A 19,405-nucleotide genomic window follows, 5' to 3' on the forward strand; every position below is an offset into this window, starting at 1 on the left:
CCGCCGCAGTGCCGTCGAGCGATGCGTCAGCAAGTGGAAGCAGCACCGCGCAGTGGCCAGCAGGTACGACAAACGCGACTACATCTTCAACGGCACCCTCACCGTCGCAGCAATCGTCATCTGGCTCCGCGACACCGTCCAAGAGCCATCAGAAACGACCTAGGGCTGGAGGGCACCGTGCGCAGCGCCCAGGACCGAGCCCGCCTCGTTCGCGAGCTGTACCAGCACCTGGACCGCCTGGTCGACCTCACGCCGCACACCGCCGCGGCCCGTGAACTCCCGCGCGCCCGGGCGCGACCGATGAGTCCCTGGGTGCGCGGTGCCGCACAGCACCACGGCCGGCCCGCCGGGCCAGAGCACCGCGATGGAAGGGTCCGCCAGCATCTGCAGGGCTTCGGCGTCGGTGAGCAGGCGTTCAGCGGTCTCGGCCTGGGTGCAGTCGAGCCGGACCTCCTTGCTACGGCCGTGTTCGCGACGAAAGCCCAACGGTTGGCGACCACTTGCTGGAAAATACTTGTCGGGTTGGAAAGTTCTTGTCAGCATGATGGGCGTCGGAAACATGAACGACGAGGGGGGAATCGACATGGGGGAGTACGCCTCAAGCGATGCGGCTGCCACGCTGGCTCGCGCAGAGGAGCTGGGTTCCGTGGTCCGCAGAGGCACACGGTGGTTTGCCTGGTATCAGGTCGTGTTCGGCTGTGGTGCCGGACTGCAGTTGCTCATCGTCGGTCTGCTGAAACCGCCGTACGCGGCGTCGTTCAGTGGTGTGGTCTTCGGTGCCGTCATGGCGGGATTGGGGGTGTACGCGGGCCGACAGCCCGTCGTCCGACGGGGGTTCGGAAAGCGGATCGCCATCACGGTCGGCGCCTGGGCGCTGCTCTATGCGGCGGTGCTGGTGCCCGGCTTCATCTGTTTCCAGGGTGCCGCTGCCTGGTGGATGCCAGGTGCAGTGGCGGTCGCTCTGCCCGGCCTGATCGGCGGATACCTGGAGGCCCGACGATGACGGACCCGCACGACGCGATCACGGCACCGCCGGACGCCGACGCGGCGACCGGAGCCGCCGCACGCACCGGAAGCCACCCGCGCCACGGGCTGGACGAGGTCATCCACGCCCCGGTGCGCTTCTCCATCGTGGCGACCCTGGCAGCCGCCGAGAAAGCCGAGTTCGCGTTCGTACGCGATACGGTCGAGGTGAGCGACTCGGTCCTGTCACGGCAGGTCGCCACCCTGGAGAAGGCCGGCTATGTCGCGGTCACCAAGGGGTACGTCGGCAAGCGTCCGCGCACCTGGCTCGCCCTCACGGCAGATGGCCGGGCCGTGTTCGCCGACCACTGCCGCGCCCTGCGCGCCATAGCGGGCGGTGGCGACGGCTGACGCCGGTTGGGAGCCTCGCCATCGTGGCGAAGCTGAACGAACTCGCCGCCGAGGAGGGCGTTACCGCCGGCCAGTTGGCGCTGGCCTGGGTGCACCGGAGCGACGACGTCGTTCCGATTCCGGGCACCCGCCGCTGGGCGAACTACGCAAAGACCTCCTGGGCCGAGTACCTCGCAACGCTGCGGGCCGCCTCCAGCGGCCGGCTGGCGGGTGGCCGCGGGGCAGGGTGGGGGCGTGTGCGGCCGAGATGTCTCCACCCGCCGTCCACAGGATCTGGTCGACACATTCGGCGTCACCCGCAGGATCCTGACCAGGTTCTGGCTCCGGACTGGAATGTGGCCCCGACCAACGACGTATGGTCGGGGCTGGAACACATCGAGCGCGACGCCGACGAGGTCACCCGGCAACTGCAGCCTGGGTTGAGATGGTTGCCTGTGTCCGAACCGAAGTGGTCAAGCCCCAGTCCGGACACAGCACCTTCTGCAGTTACCCCAGCAATGGCTGCAGGTTGACGAGGGCGTCCTGGTACCGCTGTGCGGCCTGGGCGTTGAGGACCCAGTGCGCTGCGGCGTCGGTGAGTTCGCCGGCCAGGGTGGCGGACATGTCCTGTGCCTGGGCGTCCCAGAGATCCAGACGCTGCTTCTCCCGGTGCCACTCCTTCGCCATCGCGTCCAGGGCGGTCAGTGCGTCGTCGGTGCGCAGTGCCAGGCGTTCGATCTGGCCCTGGAGCGTGACGAACACTCCGACCTGGAGCTCATCGTTGGTCAGTTGCTTCAGTTCCCGGCCGTACTCCGCGATGTCCGCCGTTGCGGTGTCCATGGCGGCCTGGGCCTCGCGAAGGGAGGTGTCGATGCTCTCGAAGAGGGCGGGCTGGTTGACGGCCGTCTTGACGGTCTTGTACAGGTCCGGGATCTGCTGGGCCCCGTCGAACAGCTTGACGGCGTCGTCGGCCATCGCCTCGGGGTCCCACGCGGCGGTGGATTTGGCCAGTGACAGGCCGGCCTGGATGATGGTCTTGGCCGTGCCGAAGACGTCCTCGGCCGTGAGGGCCAGCTGGATGCCGGTGACCAGTGCTCCGGCGATCCCCTTGGCCGCACCCTGTGCGATCGTGGCGTTGGTCTCCTGGAGCCTGCGGTCCAGCGCGGCGAGGTTGTTGCGGATCGCGGCCATCTCGCCGTCGGGGCCGGTGTACTTCTCCTCCAGGGTCCGGGCGTGGGCGCCGAAGCGGGCGCGGTCGTCCTCGACCTGGTTCCTGAAGTCCGAGAGCCGGTTCTTCGAGGCGTCCGTGTGGCTCTGGAGCGAGGAGAGTGCCTGCCGCAGTTCGCTCAGCCCTTCACGGAACTCCGCCGCGGCTTCCTTGTCGCCTGCGGTGATGTTCCCGGCGAGTGTGATCAGGTCGGGCAGGTAGCTGGTGACGGCGTTGGTGTAGCCCGTGATGTCGGCCAGTGGCTGGAGGAGTGCCTCCTGGTACCTGCTGCTCCACAAGCCGGCGTGGTTGCGGGCGAGTGCCTGGCTCGCCGCCAGGTCGGGGACGAGGCCGAGGGCGAGGTCAGGCTGGGCGGTGATGCCGGTGGCCGCTGCGATGAGTACTTGGCAGGAGGCGAAGACCGCCTCGGTGGCGGAGGTGTCCACGTCCTTGGCGGCATTGTTGAGACCATGCCCGGGCACTGAAGTGGTCATCGTCATGAGTGAGCCCCTTCGGCGGTGGTCCCCAGCAGGTGGTCAAGCTGATTGCCGAGGTCGCGGAAGTTGTTTTTGATGACGTTGAGGCGCGCGGTGAGGAACGAGGGCGTGGCCGTCGCGCGGGTGACGGAGTCCAGGACGTTGTCCAGGATTCCCTGGGTCTGGCTCAGTGCGTTGCCGATCGCGACCAGGGCGTCCTCGGCGGCGGCGACGGATGCCACGAGCACGCCCAGGCGCTTGACCAGGGCCTTCAAGTAGCACTGCTCGGCGGCTATCTGCATGCTCTGGTTCATCAGCGAGCTGAAATCGGGTCCCGAGGCCAGCACATTGAGGTGCGTCAGAGCCTCCTGCAGTGCCTTGAGCTTGGCCAGTTGCTCCCCGATGTCGTGCCCGAGCTGCTTCTGCAGCTCCTCATCACTGGCGATCTTCGTGGAGATCGCGGTCATGTCCCCGTTGAAGGCCGCGACATCGGCGGCCAGGTCCCGGTCGAGGGTGTTGACCGCGTCATGTCCCCGGGACAGGCGGCTGCGCAGGTCCGCGAGAGCCGCCTTGGCGTCCTGCAGCTGTTGGACGAGTTGCGCCTTGGCAGACTGGGCACCCGTGCTGCCGGCCTTCACCGAGGCGGCGAGTTCCGCCAGGTGCGCAGCGGTGGTGTCCATGTAGGTGGCGGTGAAGGACCGGATCGCGTGCAGAGGCTCCTCGACGCTGTGCGAGGTCGAGTCCAGCCAGGTGCGTGCGTGCCCTTGGGCGTTCTTCACGTGGCTGGCGAGTTCCGGAGCGGCTGACGCCTCTTCCGGGGAGTTGGCGAGGATGTCCTTCGCCGCCTGTCCGACGGACGAGAGCAGTGAGGTCGGTGCGGTCATCGGATCAGGCCGCCTTGGCCAGGCCGTCACGCTGGACGGGCAGGGACGTCATCTGGGTGTCGATCAGGTCAGCGGTCTTGTGGACCTCTTCCCAGTCCGCCTTGGCGGTCTTGAGCTTGGCCTTCAGGAAGTGCTTGTCGGGAGTGACGTTGTCGTCGATGTAGTCGATGACGGTCTTGAACTTCGTCTGCAGAACGGTCCACGTGTTCGCCATGGCCGTGAGGCCCTGTGCCGCCAGCTCATTGGCATCCTTGAGCTTCTTGAACTGGTCTTCCACGGAATGCAGGACCGCGATCTCCGAAGTCAGGTCGGCGATCTGCCGGAGCGTGGCCGTCAGTTCGCGCTTTTTGTTCTCGTAGTCGACCGCACCCAAGATGTCCCCGGTCGCAGCACCGGCCACCACGAGGCCACCCGCGGTGATGACCGCGGTCGATCCGCCGGCGGTGGGGATCTCCAGCAGCGCACCCACGACGATCATGAGGCCGCCGACCACCGCGGCCGCCGTGCAGCCGGCGATGAGCGAGAGGTCCTTCGTCATGCCCTCGCTGAGCGCCTCCGCCTTCTTCTTGAGCTCGGCGATCTCCCCCTTGTCGCCCTCGTAGCTGGTATGGGCGTCGTTGGACAGGTCGACGAAGTGCCCGTGGTCGGTGTCCACATCCCCGCGGAACGTATTGAGGGCCTTCAGTGCGTCCTGCGCGTTCTGCTGGCGCTTCTCGATTTCGGACAGCAGGTCCTGGACGCCTTCGACGAACTCCGCACGCATACCTTCGGCGTGGATGTTCTCGGCGATATCCACCAGGTCGTCGTAGTAGCTGTCGAAGTTGTTGGCGAAGGCCAGCAGGTCGGTATTGGTCTGGATGAGCTTCTGCGACACGGTGTTCCGCCACGCCGTAGCGTGATCCTTGGCGGCGGTCTGGTACTGCTCAAGATGCTCGATCTTGTCGAGCTTCACGGTCGGCTGCTCCAGCACCATGGTGACGTATGCCTCGACCACGGCGCGGGCGGAAGCCGCGTCCTTGGCCTGCTGGTTGAGAACGTCACCGGCGCTGAACGCGCCCTCGTTTTCGCTGGCGATGAGCTGAGGCACTGCTGAGTCTCCCTATCTCGGGAAAGGCTGAACGGAAAGTGATCCGGAAGACGGTGGGCGCCATCGACACCACCGCACGGCAAGGGCATGACAAAGGGAAGGGAATGTGGGACGGCATCCCGGAACCGCATCCGGCCTCGCATACCCGCCGGTAGTTAAGCCTCCGGTTGACCCAGCCGAAGAACACGCGCACTGGTATCGGACACCAAATCCGGCCGGAACCGGCCAGCCGACCGACCTCCCCCACCCCGCCCGCCCCGTAACCGCCGGGCACTCGCCCCGGGGGCACCTCGCGCCGCTTCGGTCACCGGCCGAGTCGTGACCGAAAAGCGACAGGCGTCGACATGACTCAAGATCATCTGCCGGTGGAGGCGATGCGTAGGATCTCCACGCGCGGTCACGCGCCGAGAGCACGCTGACGACAGGCGCCGGCACAGAGCACCGGGACAGAGCCGCCTGGGGAAAGGTCCGTGCGTATCACCATCGGTGGCTGGTACGGATGCACAAGGTCCGGCAGCGGTACCCAAGCCGCCAGGAGCATCGGGTGATCTGGCGTGGGCTGGCGGGCGGAGACGAAGAAGGACGAGCCGCGGCTGCACCACTACCTCGTCGAGCAGAAGGGATTCACCACCTTCGCCCTGAAGATGAGCTGGTCGGCGGGGCTGCGGATCGACGACTACCTCCAGCACGGCAACGGCGACGTACGGCAGGTCGTGCACGAGACGATGGCAGGCTCCCCCTGGGACCGCGAGGAGTTCGTGACCCTCGTCCAGTGGATGCATGACCACAACCGCCAACACCCCCACCGACCCGTTCACTTCCTGGGCGACGACATCGGCGCGCCCAGCCTCTACGAGCCCGTCTTCGACGCGGTCACCGACTACGTCCGGCGGACCCATCCGGAGTCCCTGCCGCGCGTGAACGACCTCCTCACCGGGCTGCGCCCGCTCGACGACGCCATCGGCTACCTGAACCGACCGCTCGCGGAACGGCAGCAGAACGCAGTCAGGGCACGGCAGCTTCTCAAGCTGATGGAAAGCCAGGGCAGGCCGGGCGACGGCGACTTCGAGTTCGCCTTGCAGAACGCACGCGACATCGTCCAGACCTACACCTTCCTCATGTCAACGTCGACGACCAGGCCTCATTGACCGCCATGGAGCGCTACCGCGACCAGATGATGGCCGAGACCACGCTGTGGTGGCAGCGGCGCACCGGCGGCAGGATCCTGCTGTTGGCCGCCGACGGCCATGTCGGCTACACCGCCACCGACCCCACGACGTATCCGAAGACCCAGGGCTCGTTCCTCCATGACGCCCTGGGCGTGGACTACCTCTCCATCGGCACCACTTTCGACCGGGGATCCTTCCTCTCCAAGGACCAGGCGATCGGCGGCGACTGGAAGACGTTCAACGTCCCCCCTGCCGGTCCCGGCACGAACGAATACACGCTTGACCAGGTCCGGTACCGCGACTACTACACCGACCTGCGAAAGGTCCCGGCCACAGCCCGCAACTGGCTGGACATCTCGCGCCCCACGTACGACGTCGGCACGCAGTTCCCCAACAGCACGACGCCCGAGCTCGCCATCGGCCGGGCCTACGACGTCCTGTTCCACCTCCACACCGTCCGAGAGGCGAGCAAGCTGTAGTACCGGAGGCCGGCCGGCACGGCTACCGCGTCCAGGAGCCGGCCCGGCCTGAGGACGAGCCAGGTCCACCGGTCGGCGGCTTCGGGGCACGGTCCCACTGAACCGCCCAGTCTGGCCTCCGCCGCGCCGGCCTACCGTCCTCGACCGCGGGGTGCGCCCGCGAGGTGTCGAGCGGCACGGGGCGCCGGCATCGAACCCAGCCCGACGATGGCCCGTCCGGGGGATTGACCGCTCCCGGTCGGCGCGGGACGGTCAGGGCGCAACTGTGTGCAATTGATTCGACGCAGGAGGCAGCGATGAAGTTACGGTTCATCGGGATTGACCCGAGTACGGGAGGCGGTGGATCGCCGACGGTGTGGGTCGAGGAGGGGAGCGCGGATCTTGTCCTTCAGGGCCAGGAAGCCGAAGAGCTGCTGAAGTCCCAGGTAGCCGACACCGCGTGGGTGCCCGGCCACGACAGGGGCATCCCCGCGCATGAGACGGTGATCCGCATCCCCGCCCGCATGGTGCCGATTCTGAGGGAGGCATGTGATGTCGCAGAGCAACGTGCCGGACTTCGCTGAACTGCTGTCAGGAGCGCAGCGCACGGCCGTGCACCTGGAGATGCGCGACCAGTACGGTGTCGGGGACGAGGTCGAGGACATCGATCGGTTCACCCGCACCGGGGAGATCACCCTCGATCCCACCGCGTCCTTCTGGCCCGAGTGGCTCGGCATCGTGAAGGAGACCCTGGCCCGCGGCGTCGTCATGCGCCGGGCCCGCATCGTCTCCGAGCCCGTCACCGACTACATCCGGTGGGAGCACGCCGTCACCCCGCTGAACCTGGAAGGGGGCGAGCAAGTCCGCTGGCTCCCCAGGCGGCACGCCTCCGACATCCCCTTGCCGGGCAACGACTTCTGGCTGATCGACGACCGCCTGGCCGTCTTCCACTTCTTCACCGGCGACGGAGACTGGGCCGACCCCGGATTCGAGATCACACAGGACCCGGCCGCCGTGAACCTCTGCGCCACGGCCTTCGAGACGGTGTGGGAGCGCGGCATCCCGCACGAGAAGTACACCGTCTGACCACCATCTGATGACTGCCTCCCCGTCTTCCAGTGCCCAGGGAGCCCGTGAAGCTCTCGCGGTGCGCCTGCAGCACCTGCGCAAGGACGCCGGCCTCACCGGGAAGGAACTCGCCGCCCGGTGCGGCTGGCACCCCGCGAAGACCACCCGCATCCAAAAAGGCGAGGCGCCCCCCTCCGACACCGACATCCGCGCCTGGTGCGCGGCCTGCGGCGCGAGCGACCAGGTCGACGACCTGATCGCCACCGCCCGCGCCGTCGACTCGATGTACTTGGAGTGGCGCCGGCTGCACCGCACCGGGATGCGCAAGGTCCAAGAGGACTTCTACGCCCTGTACGAGCGGACCCGGGTGTGCCGGGCGTACGTGTCCAACGTCCCGCCCGGGTTCTTCCAGACGCCGGCGTTCGCCACCACCCTCATGGAACTGATCACCACCTTCCAGGGCACCCCCAACGACGTCTCCGAAGCAGTGGCCGCCCGCGTCGCGCGCAGCCGCTTCCTCTACGAGGGCGGCCGTCGCTTCGTCGTCCTGATGGAAGAGTCGGTCCTGCACTACCGCACCGCCGACCCCGACGTCATGGCAGGACAGCTACGCCACCTCCTGGCCGTCATGCCGCTGGCCTCCGTGTCCCTCGGCATCATCCCGTTCACCGCACCGCGCACCGTGTGGCCGCTGGAGGCGTTCTACCTCCACGACGACGTCCAGGCCGTGGTGGAGACGCTGACAGCGGAGATCAACGTCACCCAGCCGCGCGAGCTCGCCGACTACGCCAAGGCGTTCAACGGATTGAGGGCATCGGCCGTCTACGGCGACGCGGCCCGAGCCCGCATCCAGGCCGCGATCGACCACCTGGGCTGAATCTGCGCAACTACCCGCAATTTCGTTGAGTCCCGCACGACGGCCTGCGTAGCGTTGCAAGCCCCAACGCAGCCCCGAGAGGCGGGACCTGATGCGCGCACACGCCGATGACCGCGGCCCCAACCAGCCCGTCTACGGCGTCCCTTCCCCGGCCCTGCTGGCCCGCGCCCACCAGGGCTACGCCCGCTTCCTCAGCGCTCCCGGCGGCTGCCCTGACGCGGCCAGCAAAGAGACCTCCATGCCCAGCACCCACACGCTCCTGCACGATCCCAAGGGCCGTATCGAGGCGGAACTTCCTCTCGACCGCGGCCCCCACGAGGGCCTGGTCGAGGCCGTTCTCGCGTGGAACGGCGACGTAAGCCCGCAGGCGACGGACTGCGAGCAGATCGCGCTGCAGCTGACCGGTGCCGCCCGCGCGGTGGCCGACGACGTCCGCCGCGCCGCTGCCCTGCTGCCCGCCGAGCACCCGGCCCGCGCCCTCGCCGAGTACGTCCTGGAGGAGGCCGACCGACGGTTGGCCGCGGGGTTGGAGGGCACCTTGGGCTGTGCCCAGGGCCGCGCTCGCCTGGTTCGCGAGCTGTATGGGCGCCTGGACCGCCTTGCCGGTCTCACGCCGCACACTGCCACCGCTCCGTGAACTCCCGCGTGCCCCAAAGCCCTCTCCCGCCGGGCGGTTAGTGGCGGGTGCGCCAGGCGACGAACAGGCCGCCAACGGTCGTGGCAACCGCAGAGAGCCCTCCTGGGCCGAGGACAAGGTCGAGCACACCCGCTGCGATCAAAAGCGTGACCAGTGCGACCAGCTCAAGACGGGCCACCTGAGGGGGCCGGACGGGGGGGTGGTCATGGAGGTCTCCCTGCGGTTCGTGCGGCCGGCGTTCAGCCGCGGTCGGATCTGAATCCAGGCTCGTCCCGCAAGGAACGTGTCCGAGCAGAGTCAGATGCTCCTCGGTCGGATTCTGTGGGACTCCGCAGCGAATCCGCTGTTTGCGGCATACTTCTGACGATTTCTGACGACCGTGGGGGGACGCATGACGGGGGTGGCGCTGCCGAGGGAGGACGTCCTGCCACCGGGACGTCCTGCACAGCCCGTCAGTCGAGCTCTTCTGCGGCTGACCGACGTCGGCGCCGGGCCTGCTGTCGGCAGGCTCGGCGTCGCCCGGCGTCTAGGGAGTGTCGATGCGGACGACTCCGATGGACTCCGGTTCTGGCCCCAGCCCTTCGAGATCGTCGTCAGCGTCCTCGAAGCGTCGCACGGCCTCGGCGGCCTCGTGGTCGCTGGATTCGATGCAGAATTCGTTACCCTCCGGGTCAGCCAGCACCACCACCGCCAGCCCGCAACTCCGGTTCGTCCAACGCTTCTCGATGACTTTCGCGCCCAGGGCAGTGAGCCGGGCGACCTCAACTTCCAGTGCTCCGTCAACGGGGTTCAGCCACAGTCGCGTCCTGCTCCGCGGCCGCGCTGGGGCTCGTTCCTCCACCAGGTAGAGCCGCATCTCCTGGTCGCCGCGCGGAACGATGTTCACCCCGTCCATTCCAGGCCCGATGGGGGCGCCCAGGACGGCACTCCAGAATTCACCCAGCTTGAGCGGATCTGTGCACTCAAGCTCGACCACACGCATCGTCAGACCCATCTGCCGAATGTACGCCCGAACCCGCCCGCCCTGCTGGGAACACCAGCTCCCGGCCACCTGGACGCCCGGCCCGTGTCCACCGCGGTCAACAACGTGCGCAACAATGGCCCCACCTCCTGGACACGATCACCGACGCTCCCGACCGCACCGGCGCCTGAGCCGGAGCTCGTGTCGGTGGGCTGCCGGGGCGGATGTCTGCCGTGCATCGGGCGTACTGGTGGCCGCAGCCGGCGTGCCCAATAGGCGGTCGCGCGCTGCGGACGGGCACCTGAAACCGGCTGCCGGCCCCGACCGCCGCCCATCGCACCGCGGTCAACAGCGGCCCACTTTTTGGATGAGATCGCCGACGGCCACACCGACGCCTGATCGGATCCTGGGGCACAGCAGTCAGGGCTTGGCGTGCGCGGCCCGTACGCTCGCCTCCAGTGCCGCCATCAGATCCACCGGCGCCGGGGTCTCCGGCGGCTGCACCAGCTCTCTCTGGTCCGCCTTCGCCGCCACGAGCTGCTCCAGGGCGTGTGCGTACTCGTCGTGCAGCTCGCGCCCTTCGACGCCGGTCAGCTCCCTGATCAAGGCCTCGGCGAGTTCGAGCTCCCGATCGGTGACCGGCGCGGCCGGGGCTAGGTCGCCAGGCTCACGCAGCTCGTCCTGCCACAGCAGCGTCTGGACGATCAGCACTCCGTTGCGGGGCCTGAGCACGGCAAGCCTTTCGCGACTCCTGATGGCGATTTTGGCGATACCCACATATCCGGTGCGGGCGAGCGCCTCGACGAGTAGGGCGTAGGGCCTGTCGGCGCCCGCCCGTCGGGGCCGGCGAAGTAGGGCCGGCCGTAGCTGATCGGATCGATCTCCTGCCCAGGGACGAAGCCGAGGACCTCGACGACGCGCTTGGTCGGCAGCGGGAGGTGGGCCAGGTCGTCCTGGGTGAGCGGAACCATGCGACCATCCGGCATCGCATACCCCCGCCCCACCTCCCCGGCCGGGATCTCTCGCCCCTCGGCGCGGCAGAACCTCCGGTGCTCAACCCGGCTGGCATCCGCGGTGTGGATCTCGTGCAGGCGCACGGCGTGCTCTTCGGTAGCCGCGAACAGCCGGATCGGCAGCGCGACCATCCCGAACTGGATCAGCCCGGCCCACGTCGCTCTCACTCCTCCAGCCTCGACCGCTCCAGGACACGCCGCACCTCCACGGGCCGCTGAGCCGAACGGGGGAGATGTGGCGCGGACGAGCGCGACATCGTGGAGCGCCTGATGACCGCTGAGTTTCATGATCTGACAGGAGCGCCCCGCCGTGGCCGAGGACCCCATCGCACAGAACGAGGTCGCTGCTCATACCCGCCGCGTCGAGCAGGGGCAGGAGACGGCAGCCCGTGAATTCGGGATCGTCAAGTCCGACCTGACCGCCGTGCGGCTCTATAGGAGGGTGGTCGCCATGTCCGACCCCGACATCCCAGACTTCTCCGCGCTGGCCGGCGAGGGCGGCCAGGAGCAGTTGGCGCTGGATGCCATCCGAGCCGTGGTGGGCTGGTACACCACCCAAATCGTCGCCGAGCACCGGGCTGCGGTGCCTGACCAGGAGCGGATGGAGGAGCTGAAGGCCGCCCGGCAGGCAGCCCTGGCCGACCAGGCGCAGCTGGCGACCGCCGATGAAGAGGAGGCCGCCCGCGTCGCGGCCGCCTACGCGGCCCGGCTCAAGAAACTCACCAAGCCGTAGTCCCAGCCTCGGCGGGGAACCGGCAGCGGCCACAGTGGCGGGTGCGGCCGGTCGATCCGGGCCGGCTGCAGCCCGGCGGGCATCAGCGGCCGGGCAAGCGCGACGATCTCGTTCAGCTCGCGACGGTGCTGCGGCAGTGCCTTGCGCAGCGCGGTGTACAGCGCGATGAACTGGGCGGCTTCCTGCTCGGTGTACGGGCGGTGCCGCTCCGCCTGGAGCGCCCACACCGCTCGCCGGGCGTTGCCTTGTTCTTGGCGCAGCAGGGCTTGGCCGTCCCGACGGATCACGGTCACTGCCGCGAACGCGGGGTGGGAGGCGGCGCGCTCGACGACGTCCGGGAGGGCGTCGAAGCACGAGCTGTGGCCGCTCTTGGTGGTGAACCGGGCCGGGATGCCCAGTTGCAGGGCGCGGGCGTAGCGCAGTGCGGTCGCCAGACGGCTGTCGGCCTCCCTGACGGCCAGGGCGACGAGCTCGACGGGGTAGCCGTCCGCCGCGAACGGCAGCGCGCTGGTCAGGAGTTCCTGCGCGCTGCCCGGGGCGGCCTCGATGAGCACATCGCCGCGCCGGGCCCGTACGGTGGCCTCGGCCTTGGTGAACCAGGCGCGGTAGTCGGCGCGGATCGCCGCCCCCGCGCCCCGGGGATCGTTCCTGAGCAGGTGCAGGTAGTCGGGGTGTGCGGCTTTGAAGTCGTCGCCCACCAGCCTCGTGGTTCCCGGTCGCATCGCCCGGAGCACCACGTTCGCGGCCGTGGTCTTGCTCGCCCCGGGCTGCCCGACCACGTACACCGCGCGCGGATCCGTCCGGCGCACGATGCCGCCGAGGAGCGACGGCGCGATCAGCTCCTCGAAAATCCACCCATGCTCGGCCTGCGACAGCCGGTGGTAGTCGACTCCGGGCGCCGCGCGCCGGGGCTGGGCGATGCGGCGGACCGGCTCGGCGAGCGCGGCGGCGCGCTCGGTATCCCGCTGCACGGCCAGGCGCCGGTCCTCGCAGTCGCTTTCGCGGTGAAGCCGCCGGTCGGTGCAGGCCAGAGTTCGGCGAAAGACGGCTGTCTCCTGGGCACTCCACCACCGCAGCCGCTCCACCTGCACCGCCCGGTCGGCGGCCGTGCGCCGCCGCCACACCCCACCGGTGAGCTCGTTGTCGTAGAGGACGGTGCCGTCCCGGCGTACGACGGTGACGCGGTCGGCCAGCTGCTCGGCCTCGATGACCGCCAACGTCCGCAGCATCTCCTTCGCGCAGGTGTCGTGGTTGTCCCACGACACATAGCGGGGCTCCCTCAGGAAGCGGTCGGTGATCCCGAGCTGGCTCCATGCCTCAGCGGTCGCCACCGCCACCATCTCGAGTCGGCAGCCGGCCGCGCGGTACGCAGTCGCCGACGCGCGGAACTCGTCGGCATCGGCGAGGGCGGACTCCACCACCGCGTCATACCCACAGGCCCGGACCTGCTCTTCAACGGCCGCCTGCCAACGGCGGGTATCGGGGCGGACCTCGACTCCCGCGGTGCGGACGTCGGCGGCCAACAGCTCCGGGTATCGCCGGTGCGCGGCTTTGTACAGGTCCCTGCAGACGCGCGCTGCGCCGCCGCGGCGGTTCAGCGCCGCCTCGATGAGGTCGGCGATATCGGTCTTTCCGGCGCCCGGCTGGCCACCCACGATCACCACGACCGGGCGCTGCTGGGGCACCGCGCCGCGTACGGCGTCGGGGAGCACGTGATTGGCCAGGACCGAGTGGTGCCAGTCGTCGGCCGGATCCGGCATCGGCGGTGCGGGATGGGACGGCGAACGCACTGTTCCTCCACGAACAGGTCATGTGCAGCGCGGAATGGGGGAGCGGGCCGCACGTCAGAGGGGCGGTTAGGGGTTGTAGGGGTCGGTGATGGTGTGCGTGCGCCGCGCGATGGCCAGGACGTTCTGAGGGAAGCGAGGGCCGGCGATGTAGTGGCGGCCCTTGGTCTGCCCCACGGCAGTCAGCAACTCGCCCTTCGTCAGTGCCTGTAGGTCCCGCGTGGCCTGCTGGGTGTTGAGGGCCTCGGCCCTTTCGTAGCGCGAGCGACGTACCCGGCCCACCATCGCCACCTCATGCAGCGCGGTGATCTGCCGCTCAGTGATCCCGAGGCCGTCGGCGGCCTCCATCAGCTGCATCCAGCACTCGTTGGAGCGGTCGACACGGCGCTGCACCCGCTGGGTCTGCTGGTGGTAGGCGAGCAGATTGAACCGGATCCACGGCCCGGTGTCACGCTCGGGCGAGTAGACGGGGCCACCGACCTCGCGCAGCACCTTGTAGTACTCCCAGGTGTTGCCCGGCATGCCCAGCCACTCCTCGATAGAGGAGAACTCCGGCGCCAGCACACCCCCACGGGCGATCACCAGCGTCTGCAGGGAGCGGGACATCCGGCCGTTCCCGTCCGACCAGGGGTGGATCTTCACCAAGTTCAGGTGCGCCATCGCCGCCCGCACCAGTACGTGAGCATCGAGGTCCCCGCCGTTGAGCCAGTCCACCAGCTCCCCGGTCAGCTCCGGCAACAGTTCGACGTCCGGGCCCTCGTAGTCGGTGGCCAGCTCGTCCCCGGGGGCGGTGATGCGGATCGCGGTGCGCCGCCACTGGCCGGCCTTGCGCAGCGGATGGTGGTGGCCCTGCAGCATCCAGTGCAGCGCGTTGAGCAGTTCCTTGCTGTAGCGGAAGTCGCTCGCATCGCGCAGGGACTGGATGTAGGTCATGGCCTGCTGGTAGGCCAGCGTCTCGGCCTTGTTCTCCTCGCTGGCGTCCACCGCGTCGCGTTCGCCGTCCATCAGATCCGCGACGTCCTTGGCGTCGACCCGGTAGCCCTCGATGGTGTTGGACGCGGCGATCGCACTGGCCGTCAGCGCCTTGCGCAGGTCCTGCGTCCACTTCCTCGGCACCTGCTGCACCGCATGGCGCAGCTCATCGCGCAGGGAATCGATCTGATCCAGGACCCGACGGTCGGCGGCCTCGAGGCGAGGCGTCTGATACAGCATGAGTGAATGATACTTGACTCCTATCATTACCTCAATTGAAGATCCTCCGGGCGGCCTGCCATGCGGCTTCGGCACCACCGAGCAGTAGCTGACCGGGTCAGTCCTGGACCGGGCGGTCACCCAGCTCGCTGGCGTACCGCTGGTCCGCGGACACCTCGACTACGGCCTGCCCAACGTGCTCTTGGCCGGCGCCATCGACTGGCAGCATCACGACCTCGTGCCGTTGGGCTACGGCGTCGCGCTGGCCCTGGAGATCGTCCCGTTCAAGGACGGCACGAGAGGCGCCGGGGCCAGCGCAGAGCCTCGGCGCCGGTACCTGGAAGCGGTGGATGAGGTAGCTCGTACCGCCACCGGACAGCCCCTCAGTCAGCAACTGGTTCCTACCTCCTGGTCAAAAAGGCTGGTCGGGCGACGAGCGGTATTCGGCACCTTCCTGATCTGCGAGGACTGCTATCTCAAGGGCAGCCCTGACCCGGTCACTGGCCGGACGTGTTCGCAGGTGACTCGGCAGACGTCCAGGGCCTGGTGGATCGACCTGGTCGGCCGAGGAGCAGTCCTTGCCCCTGAGCCGTGCCTCGCCTGCGGGCTGGTGGTGGTGCGCCGGGCGGAGAAGTTGCTGCGGGGGGTGACGTGTTCACGGGCGTGCCGGACATCCCTCACGCGCAGGCGTAACGATGGGCGGGGGTCGGGCAGGCCGTGCGGCAGCTGCGGCCGGCCCGTGACGGCTGGGCGTGCGGATTCTGCATACTGCGACGCAGTGTGCCGTCAGCGGGCATACCGCCGCCGCGTCGCCGACCGCGCGACGGAAGCCGGCACCGACCGCGCGACGGACCGGTCGCGGAATGCTGACGGCGTTGACGCCCTTCGTCGTCCGGCTCGACCGGGGGCTTTCTCAGGCGCTCTACAAGGCGCTGTACCGCCTGTACGCCGCGCACGTGCGTGGCCATGACCCGGCGGAGCCCCTCGCGAAGCTGGCGTCCATGAACGCTGAGCGCGTCAAGATCCCGGACACCGACGACGGCCGCCGACTCCGGGACGCCCTCCGCGTCTCGCAACTGGCCGCGCGCCCGGCCGTGGCTGGCGTCGTGGGCACGGATACCGCGGCTGTCGGCGTCGCGAGCGTGGGGAAGTGGCGGGGCCGGGCGCTCGGGGCTATGCAGCGGCTGCTCGCGCCGCCGGGCTCGGCGGCCGCCCCGTCGCCCCGCCTCCACCGCGCTGTTTTCAGCTTCGCTGCCGCGCCGCCGCGCCGCGAATTCGAGGCCGTCGCGTCCGTCGCGCGGCGTCTGGTCTTCGATGTCGACCTGGACGAGGTACGCCTCCGCGACCTGGCTGCCTTCCTGGGCTGCTGCTGGCCCGTGTGGTCCTCGACGTCGCTGCGGCGGATGCCGCGTTGGCCTTTCGCTGGCCGAGGGGTTGTGGGCGTGGCTGCGGATCGTGGAGGTGGACCCGCAGTTGCACGTCCGGTTGTTCGCAGCTGGCCGTGTTCCTGCCCGGGTGCCGGCACCCGGGCATCCATCCGCTGGCGCCAGCGTTCGCGTTCCCGTGGCGCAGCTCCTGGAGCGACAGTGGGCTCGCCCGGCTGAACCGGACGGTGCGGCACCGCCTCTCCGGTCGGTTGCCTGGTTGCCTGGTTGCCTGGTTGCCGGCGGCCGGTCCGCGGCCGCGGACTGTTGTCGTTCGGGATCGACGGGCCTGGCTTCAGGTCTCCAGGACGAGCACGCCGGACACCGGCTGCTGACCGACCGGAGTGTGGCAGGGTGCCCCGGTTCGTGTGACTGCTGACGGCGCCAGCCGTTGCGCTGCTCTGAACCGGCTGGCGTTGACCGACCGTTGGGATCCGGCCCCTGGCTGCTGCCCGGCCGCTCGCCTCCCTTGGATGAGCGTAGCGGCCCCGGAGCGGCGGGGTTGGGTCGCTGTGTGGTCAGGGCCTCTCACGTCATGCTCATGTGCCCATCGTGACGATCAGCTTGCCGCGGGTGTGTTCTTGGACCAGTTCGCGGTATGCGCGTGGGCCGTCGTCCAGGCGGTAGCGGCGGCCGATCGCCGCGGGCAGCGTCCCGTCGTTCGCCTGTGCCGCCAGGTCGTCCAGGTCTCCGGGCCGGGCCGCACTGTAGATGGTGTCCATGGTGAGATCGTCACGTTCGTAGGTGCCCGGTTCCGGGGCGGGATAGGTCGCATTCATCACGCGGCCGCCGCGTCGTACCACTCGGCTGACGTCGATCAGCCGGTCGGCCGGCAGGGCGATGTTCACCACGGCGTCAACGCCGTCGGGGTAGCGCCGTGACACCTCGGCGACGATGTCGGTGGTGAGGTAGTCGATGACCTCGTCGGCGCCCAAGCCGCGGACATGGTCTTCGTCGTCGTCGGCGCGCGCGGTGGCGATGACGTGTGCCTTCGTGGCGGCCAGGAGGGGGACCACCACGCTGCCGACGCCTCCCGTCGCGCCGACGACCAGGACCGTTTCACCGGGCTGCACTTGCCCCTCCCGAAGCAGCGGCAACGCGGTCAGCCCGGCTATGGGCAGGGCGGCGGCCCGCTCGGCGTCAACCGTTGGCGGGCGATGCGCGAGCGCGGGGGTGTCGGCTTCGAGGACCGCGTACTCGGCCATCGCTCCCGTGGTCAGGGATACCGGGCTGGAGAAGACCGCGGCGAAGGGGGCGGTCGAACGGGGGAAGCCGGTCCCGAAGACGGCATCGCCCACGGCGAACCGGGAGACCCCTTCGCCGACCTCGGTGACCGTGCCGGCGAAGTCGCTGCCCGGCACATGCGGGAATGGTGCTGACCATCGACGCTTCCATGAGAGCGGTAGCCGACGCCTTCCACCGCCAGGAGGTCGAGCTCAACGTGGTTGCCGGGGGCGCCACCCGCGTCGTGCTCACGCTCGACACATGGCAGTGGCTGCTGCCGGCACTGGCCTTTCTCGACGCTGACTTCACCATCGAGGAACCCGAGGAGTTCCGGGCCGCGATGCGACACTTCGGCGCCCGTCTGAGCCGCGACCGAACTTGAGCGGCGCAGCGCTCCCAGTCAACGCCGTGATCACGGACAACGTGTGGCATCGGTACGGGATACCTGGCGTCCTCTTCCGCGTGGATTCTCGTCGGGAGCCACGGCGAATGGACTGACGAGCCACAGCATGAGACGCCAGTGCGTGACTCCTGCCGCCTCACGGCTTTTGAATGCCTCGGAAGCCACTCAGGGACCTGCTTCGAGTGCGGTGTTGATCTCGTTCCTGGTCGCGGTGCGGAGCGCACCGGGTTCGGCTTGCCAGGCCGGTTCGCTGCCCGTGAGGGGTACTACCAGGGTGTGGGAACCGTTCACGCACGTGTGCGGGTACGCCTCGGGGTCTGCGACCCGCCCGTCCGGATGCGTTCGGATCGTGTCCTGCGCCGTGTCGCCCCACCGCGAAAGCCCCATACGATGGGCCGCCCGCCGCGTCACGGCGGCGAGTTCGCCTTCAGCGACCGGTCCACCTGGGACATCCCGGACGCGCAGACCGTCACGCAGACCCGTCTGTATGGCACCGCCACCGCCCAGGCATGGGACCGCCTCCACCCACGGCTGACACACCGCTCCGCCTGGGTCGCCGAACTGGGAACCCTCCCCGTCATCGAGGGAACTGTCATCCACCTGCAGGTCGAGCACTTGCCCAGCGGCGCCATCCCGAAACCGGTGTGGCTCTGGTGGTCGGGCACCGACGCCACCCCCACTCAGGCCGACCTGCTCTGGCAGGTCTTCCTACGACGCTTCGACATCGAGCACACCTTTCGGCTGTTCAAGCAGACCCTCGGCTGGACCCGCCCGAAGATCCGCACCCCCGAAGCCGCCGACCCATGGACCTGGCTCATCCTGGCCGCATACACCCAACTACGTCTGGCCCGGCTGCACCGGCTCGGAGTCGCCCCCCGACCGCTGCCGTTCCATGAGCTCACCGCCGAAGCCCTCGGGGCGGCGATCACTGCCTGTGTGACCGAGCCGGCCCACCGGCAGCGAGCAGCCGAGCTCGCGCGCCGCATCACCGCGGAGGACGGCGCCGCCGCAGTGCTCGCCCACGTCGACGCCGCATGCGACGGCTGAGGACGACCGGTCCGATACCGCTCAGCTGGCCGGGGCGCCGACGAGCCGCACAGCAAGATGCACAACCGACGCCTCGGCGAAGACCCCGAACACGGCCTCCCCACCCGCTGCTACGCCCTCTCCGGCGACCGTCGGGCAGAGCCGTTGCCACCCGCTATGACAATCACGACTACACCTTCTTCGGCGTCATCACCGTCGCGACAGCCCTGATCATCTCCCTCCGCACATGGTCGCCCAGACACGTCCAAGCACGGCTGGCAGACTGGTGGCGCAAGCAGGGGAGGGATCGTCGTGTTGGGGTTGCTCGGTTTCCATGACGAGTTCGAAAGGCATCCCGGGCAGCCGAATGGTCCTGTGCGTAATGCTATTCGACCCGTCGGAGAAGCAGACGAGGCAGCACTGGCCT

Annotated in this window: 20 protein-coding genes and 4 pseudogenes; 14 read left to right on the forward strand and 10 right to left on the reverse strand. The window is 69.0% G+C overall.

What is annotated here, in order from left to right; all coding sequences use genetic code 11:
* Positions 1 to 159 precede the first annotated feature (159 nt).
* Positions 160 to 585: a hypothetical protein gene (locus CG747_RS43030; protein ID WP_146022264.1), complete on the reverse strand. Its 426-nt coding sequence runs from the start codon at positions 583 to 585 to the stop codon at positions 160 to 162.
* Here CG747_RS43030 and CG747_RS43035 point away from each other — a divergent pair.
* From CG747_RS43035 to CG747_RS50380, 3 genes and pseudogenes are all read left to right on the forward strand, one after another.
* Positions 584 to 1,003: a hypothetical protein gene (locus CG747_RS43035; RefSeq protein ID WP_100607387.1), complete on the forward strand. Its 420-nt coding sequence runs from the start codon at positions 584 to 586 to the stop codon at positions 1,001 to 1,003. The two genes, CG747_RS43030 and CG747_RS43035, sit on opposite strands and share 2 nt — an antisense overlap.
* Positions 1,000 to 1,374, forward strand: coding sequence for a transcriptional regulator (locus tag CG747_RS43040; protein WP_257981131.1), 375 nt, complete (start codon positions 1,000 to 1,002; stop codon positions 1,372 to 1,374). Before CG747_RS43035 ends, CG747_RS43040 begins: the two co-directional genes overlap by 4 nt.
* An 11-nt stretch (positions 1,375 to 1,385) precedes the next feature.
* Positions 1,386 to 1,508 (forward strand): annotated as a pseudogene (locus tag CG747_RS50380) (aldo/keto reductase); the annotation flags it as partial.
* A 352-nt stretch (positions 1,509 to 1,860) separates the two neighbouring features.
* Here CG747_RS50380 and CG747_RS43050 read toward each other — a convergent pair.
* The 3 genes from CG747_RS43050 to CG747_RS43060 are packed head-to-tail and all read right to left on the reverse strand — an operon-like array spanning position 1,861 to position 5,007.
* Positions 1,861 to 3,060: an HBL/NHE enterotoxin family protein gene (locus CG747_RS43050; RefSeq protein ID WP_100607341.1), complete on the reverse strand. Its 1,200-nt coding sequence runs from the start codon at positions 3,058 to 3,060 to the stop codon at positions 1,861 to 1,863.
* The gene (locus CG747_RS43055; protein WP_100607342.1) at positions 3,057 to 3,920 is read right to left on the reverse strand and encodes an HBL/NHE enterotoxin family protein; all 864 of its coding nucleotides are present in this window, start codon (positions 3,918 to 3,920) and stop codon (positions 3,057 to 3,059) included. Before CG747_RS43055 ends, CG747_RS43050 begins: the two co-directional genes overlap by 4 nt.
* A 4-nt stretch (positions 3,921 to 3,924) precedes the next feature.
* Positions 3,925 to 5,007 carry an HBL/NHE enterotoxin family protein gene (locus tag CG747_RS43060; protein ID WP_100607343.1) on the reverse strand — a complete coding sequence of 361 codons (1,083 nt, stop codon included), beginning with the start codon at positions 5,005 to 5,007 and terminating at the stop codon, positions 3,925 to 3,927.
* Positions 5,008 to 5,561: 554 nt separating this feature from the next.
* Here CG747_RS43060 and CG747_RS51195 point away from each other — a divergent pair.
* The 6 genes from CG747_RS51195 (at position 5,562) to CG747_RS43090 (ending at position 9,216) form a co-directional block, all read left to right on the forward strand.
* Positions 5,562 to 6,155 carry an erythromycin esterase family protein gene (locus CG747_RS51195; RefSeq protein ID WP_100607344.1) on the forward strand — a complete coding sequence of 198 codons (594 nt, stop codon included), beginning with the start codon at positions 5,562 to 5,564 and terminating at the stop codon, positions 6,153 to 6,155.
* 5 nt (positions 6,156 to 6,160) lie between these two features.
* Positions 6,161 to 6,655, forward strand: coding sequence for an erythromycin esterase family protein (locus CG747_RS51200; protein WP_374701896.1), 495 nt, complete (start codon positions 6,161 to 6,163; stop codon positions 6,653 to 6,655).
* Positions 6,656 to 6,951: 296 nt separating this feature from the next.
* Complete coding sequence (locus tag CG747_RS43075; protein ID WP_100607346.1) at positions 6,952 to 7,218, forward strand: hypothetical protein; 267 nt, start codon at positions 6,952 to 6,954, stop codon at positions 7,216 to 7,218.
* On the forward strand, positions 7,187 to 7,720 hold the full coding sequence (locus CG747_RS43080; RefSeq protein ID WP_100607347.1) for a DUF6879 family protein: 534 nt from the start codon (positions 7,187 to 7,189) through the stop codon (positions 7,718 to 7,720). Before CG747_RS43075 ends, CG747_RS43080 begins: the two co-directional genes overlap by 32 nt.
* A 10-nt stretch (positions 7,721 to 7,730) precedes the next feature.
* Positions 7,731 to 8,579 (forward strand): helix-turn-helix transcriptional regulator, encoded by an 849-nt coding sequence (locus CG747_RS43085; RefSeq protein ID WP_100607348.1) that lies wholly within the window; start codon positions 7,731 to 7,733, stop codon positions 8,577 to 8,579.
* 91 nt (positions 8,580 to 8,670) lie between these two features.
* On the forward strand, positions 8,671 to 9,216 hold the full coding sequence (locus CG747_RS43090) for a DUF6415 family natural product biosynthesis protein (protein WP_374701895.1): 546 nt from the start codon (positions 8,671 to 8,673) through the stop codon (positions 9,214 to 9,216).
* A 526-nt stretch (positions 9,217 to 9,742) separates the two neighbouring features.
* On the opposite strand, the gene CG747_RS48610 is transcribed toward CG747_RS43090, so the two are convergent.
* Entirely contained in the window at positions 9,743 to 10,210 is a 468-nt protein-coding gene (locus tag CG747_RS48610) for a VOC family protein (RefSeq protein WP_180985976.1), read from the reverse strand.
* 27 nt (positions 10,211 to 10,237) lie between these two features.
* Here CG747_RS48610 and CG747_RS50390 point away from each other — a divergent pair.
* Positions 10,238 to 10,321 (forward strand): annotated as a pseudogene (locus CG747_RS50390) (SOS response-associated peptidase); the annotation flags it as partial.
* 276 nt (positions 10,322 to 10,597) lie between these two features.
* Here the strand turns inward: CG747_RS50390 and CG747_RS48975 are convergent.
* A pseudogene (locus CG747_RS48975) lies at positions 10,598 to 11,517 on the reverse strand (Ku protein).
* Here CG747_RS48975 and CG747_RS43110 point away from each other — a divergent pair.
* Positions 11,501 to 11,923, forward strand: coding sequence for a hypothetical protein (locus tag CG747_RS43110; protein WP_257981132.1), 423 nt, complete (start codon positions 11,501 to 11,503; stop codon positions 11,921 to 11,923). The pseudogene CG747_RS48975 and the gene CG747_RS43110 sit on opposite strands and share 17 nt — an antisense overlap.
* Here CG747_RS43110 and CG747_RS43115 read toward each other — a convergent pair.
* The 3 genes from CG747_RS43115 to CG747_RS48620 all read right to left on the reverse strand — a co-directional run bounded on the left by CG747_RS43115 (position 11,887) and on the right by CG747_RS48620 (position 15,295).
* Positions 11,887 to 13,713, reverse strand: a complete 1,827-nt coding sequence (locus CG747_RS43115) for a zeta toxin family protein (RefSeq protein WP_257981133.1) — start codon at positions 13,711 to 13,713, stop codon at positions 11,887 to 11,889. The genes CG747_RS43110 and CG747_RS43115 overlap by 37 nt on opposite strands.
* Positions 13,714 to 13,779: 66 nt before the next feature.
* Positions 13,780 to 14,922 carry a Fic family protein gene (locus CG747_RS43120; RefSeq protein ID WP_100607352.1) on the reverse strand — a complete coding sequence of 381 codons (1,143 nt, stop codon included), beginning with the start codon at positions 14,920 to 14,922 and terminating at the stop codon, positions 13,780 to 13,782.
* Between the two features lie 97 nt (positions 14,923 to 15,019).
* Positions 15,020 to 15,295, reverse strand: coding sequence for a hypothetical protein (locus CG747_RS48620; protein WP_180985977.1), 276 nt, complete (start codon positions 15,293 to 15,295; stop codon positions 15,020 to 15,022).
* A gap of 469 nt (positions 15,296 to 15,764) precedes the next feature.
* Between CG747_RS48620 and CG747_RS47660 the strand changes: the two genes are divergently transcribed.
* Positions 15,765 to 16,505, forward strand: a complete 741-nt coding sequence (locus CG747_RS47660) for a hypothetical protein (protein ID WP_146022265.1) — start codon at positions 15,765 to 15,767, stop codon at positions 16,503 to 16,505.
* Positions 16,506 to 16,864: 359 nt separating this feature from the next.
* On the opposite strand, the gene CG747_RS43130 is transcribed toward CG747_RS47660, so the two are convergent.
* Entirely contained in the window at positions 16,865 to 17,686 is an 822-nt protein-coding gene (locus CG747_RS43130; protein ID WP_100607353.1) for an NADP-dependent oxidoreductase, read from the reverse strand.
* A gap of 8 nt (positions 17,687 to 17,694) precedes the next feature.
* On the opposite strand from CG747_RS43130, the gene CG747_RS43135 reads away from it, so the two are divergent.
* Both CG747_RS43135 and CG747_RS43140 read left to right on the forward strand, forming a co-directional pair.
* Positions 17,695 to 17,931: a WYL domain-containing protein gene (locus CG747_RS43135; RefSeq protein WP_180985978.1), complete on the forward strand. Its 237-nt coding sequence runs from the start codon at positions 17,695 to 17,697 to the stop codon at positions 17,929 to 17,931.
* A gap of 354 nt (positions 17,932 to 18,285) precedes the next feature.
* Positions 18,286 to 18,999 (forward strand): annotated as a pseudogene (locus CG747_RS43140) (transposase); the annotation flags it as partial.
* Between the last annotated feature and the right edge of the window lie 406 nt (positions 19,000 to 19,405).

The sequence above is a fragment of the Streptomyces sp. CB02959 genome (assembly GCF_002803155.1).
Classification (GTDB): domain Bacteria; phylum Actinomycetota; class Actinomycetes; order Streptomycetales; family Streptomycetaceae; genus Streptomyces.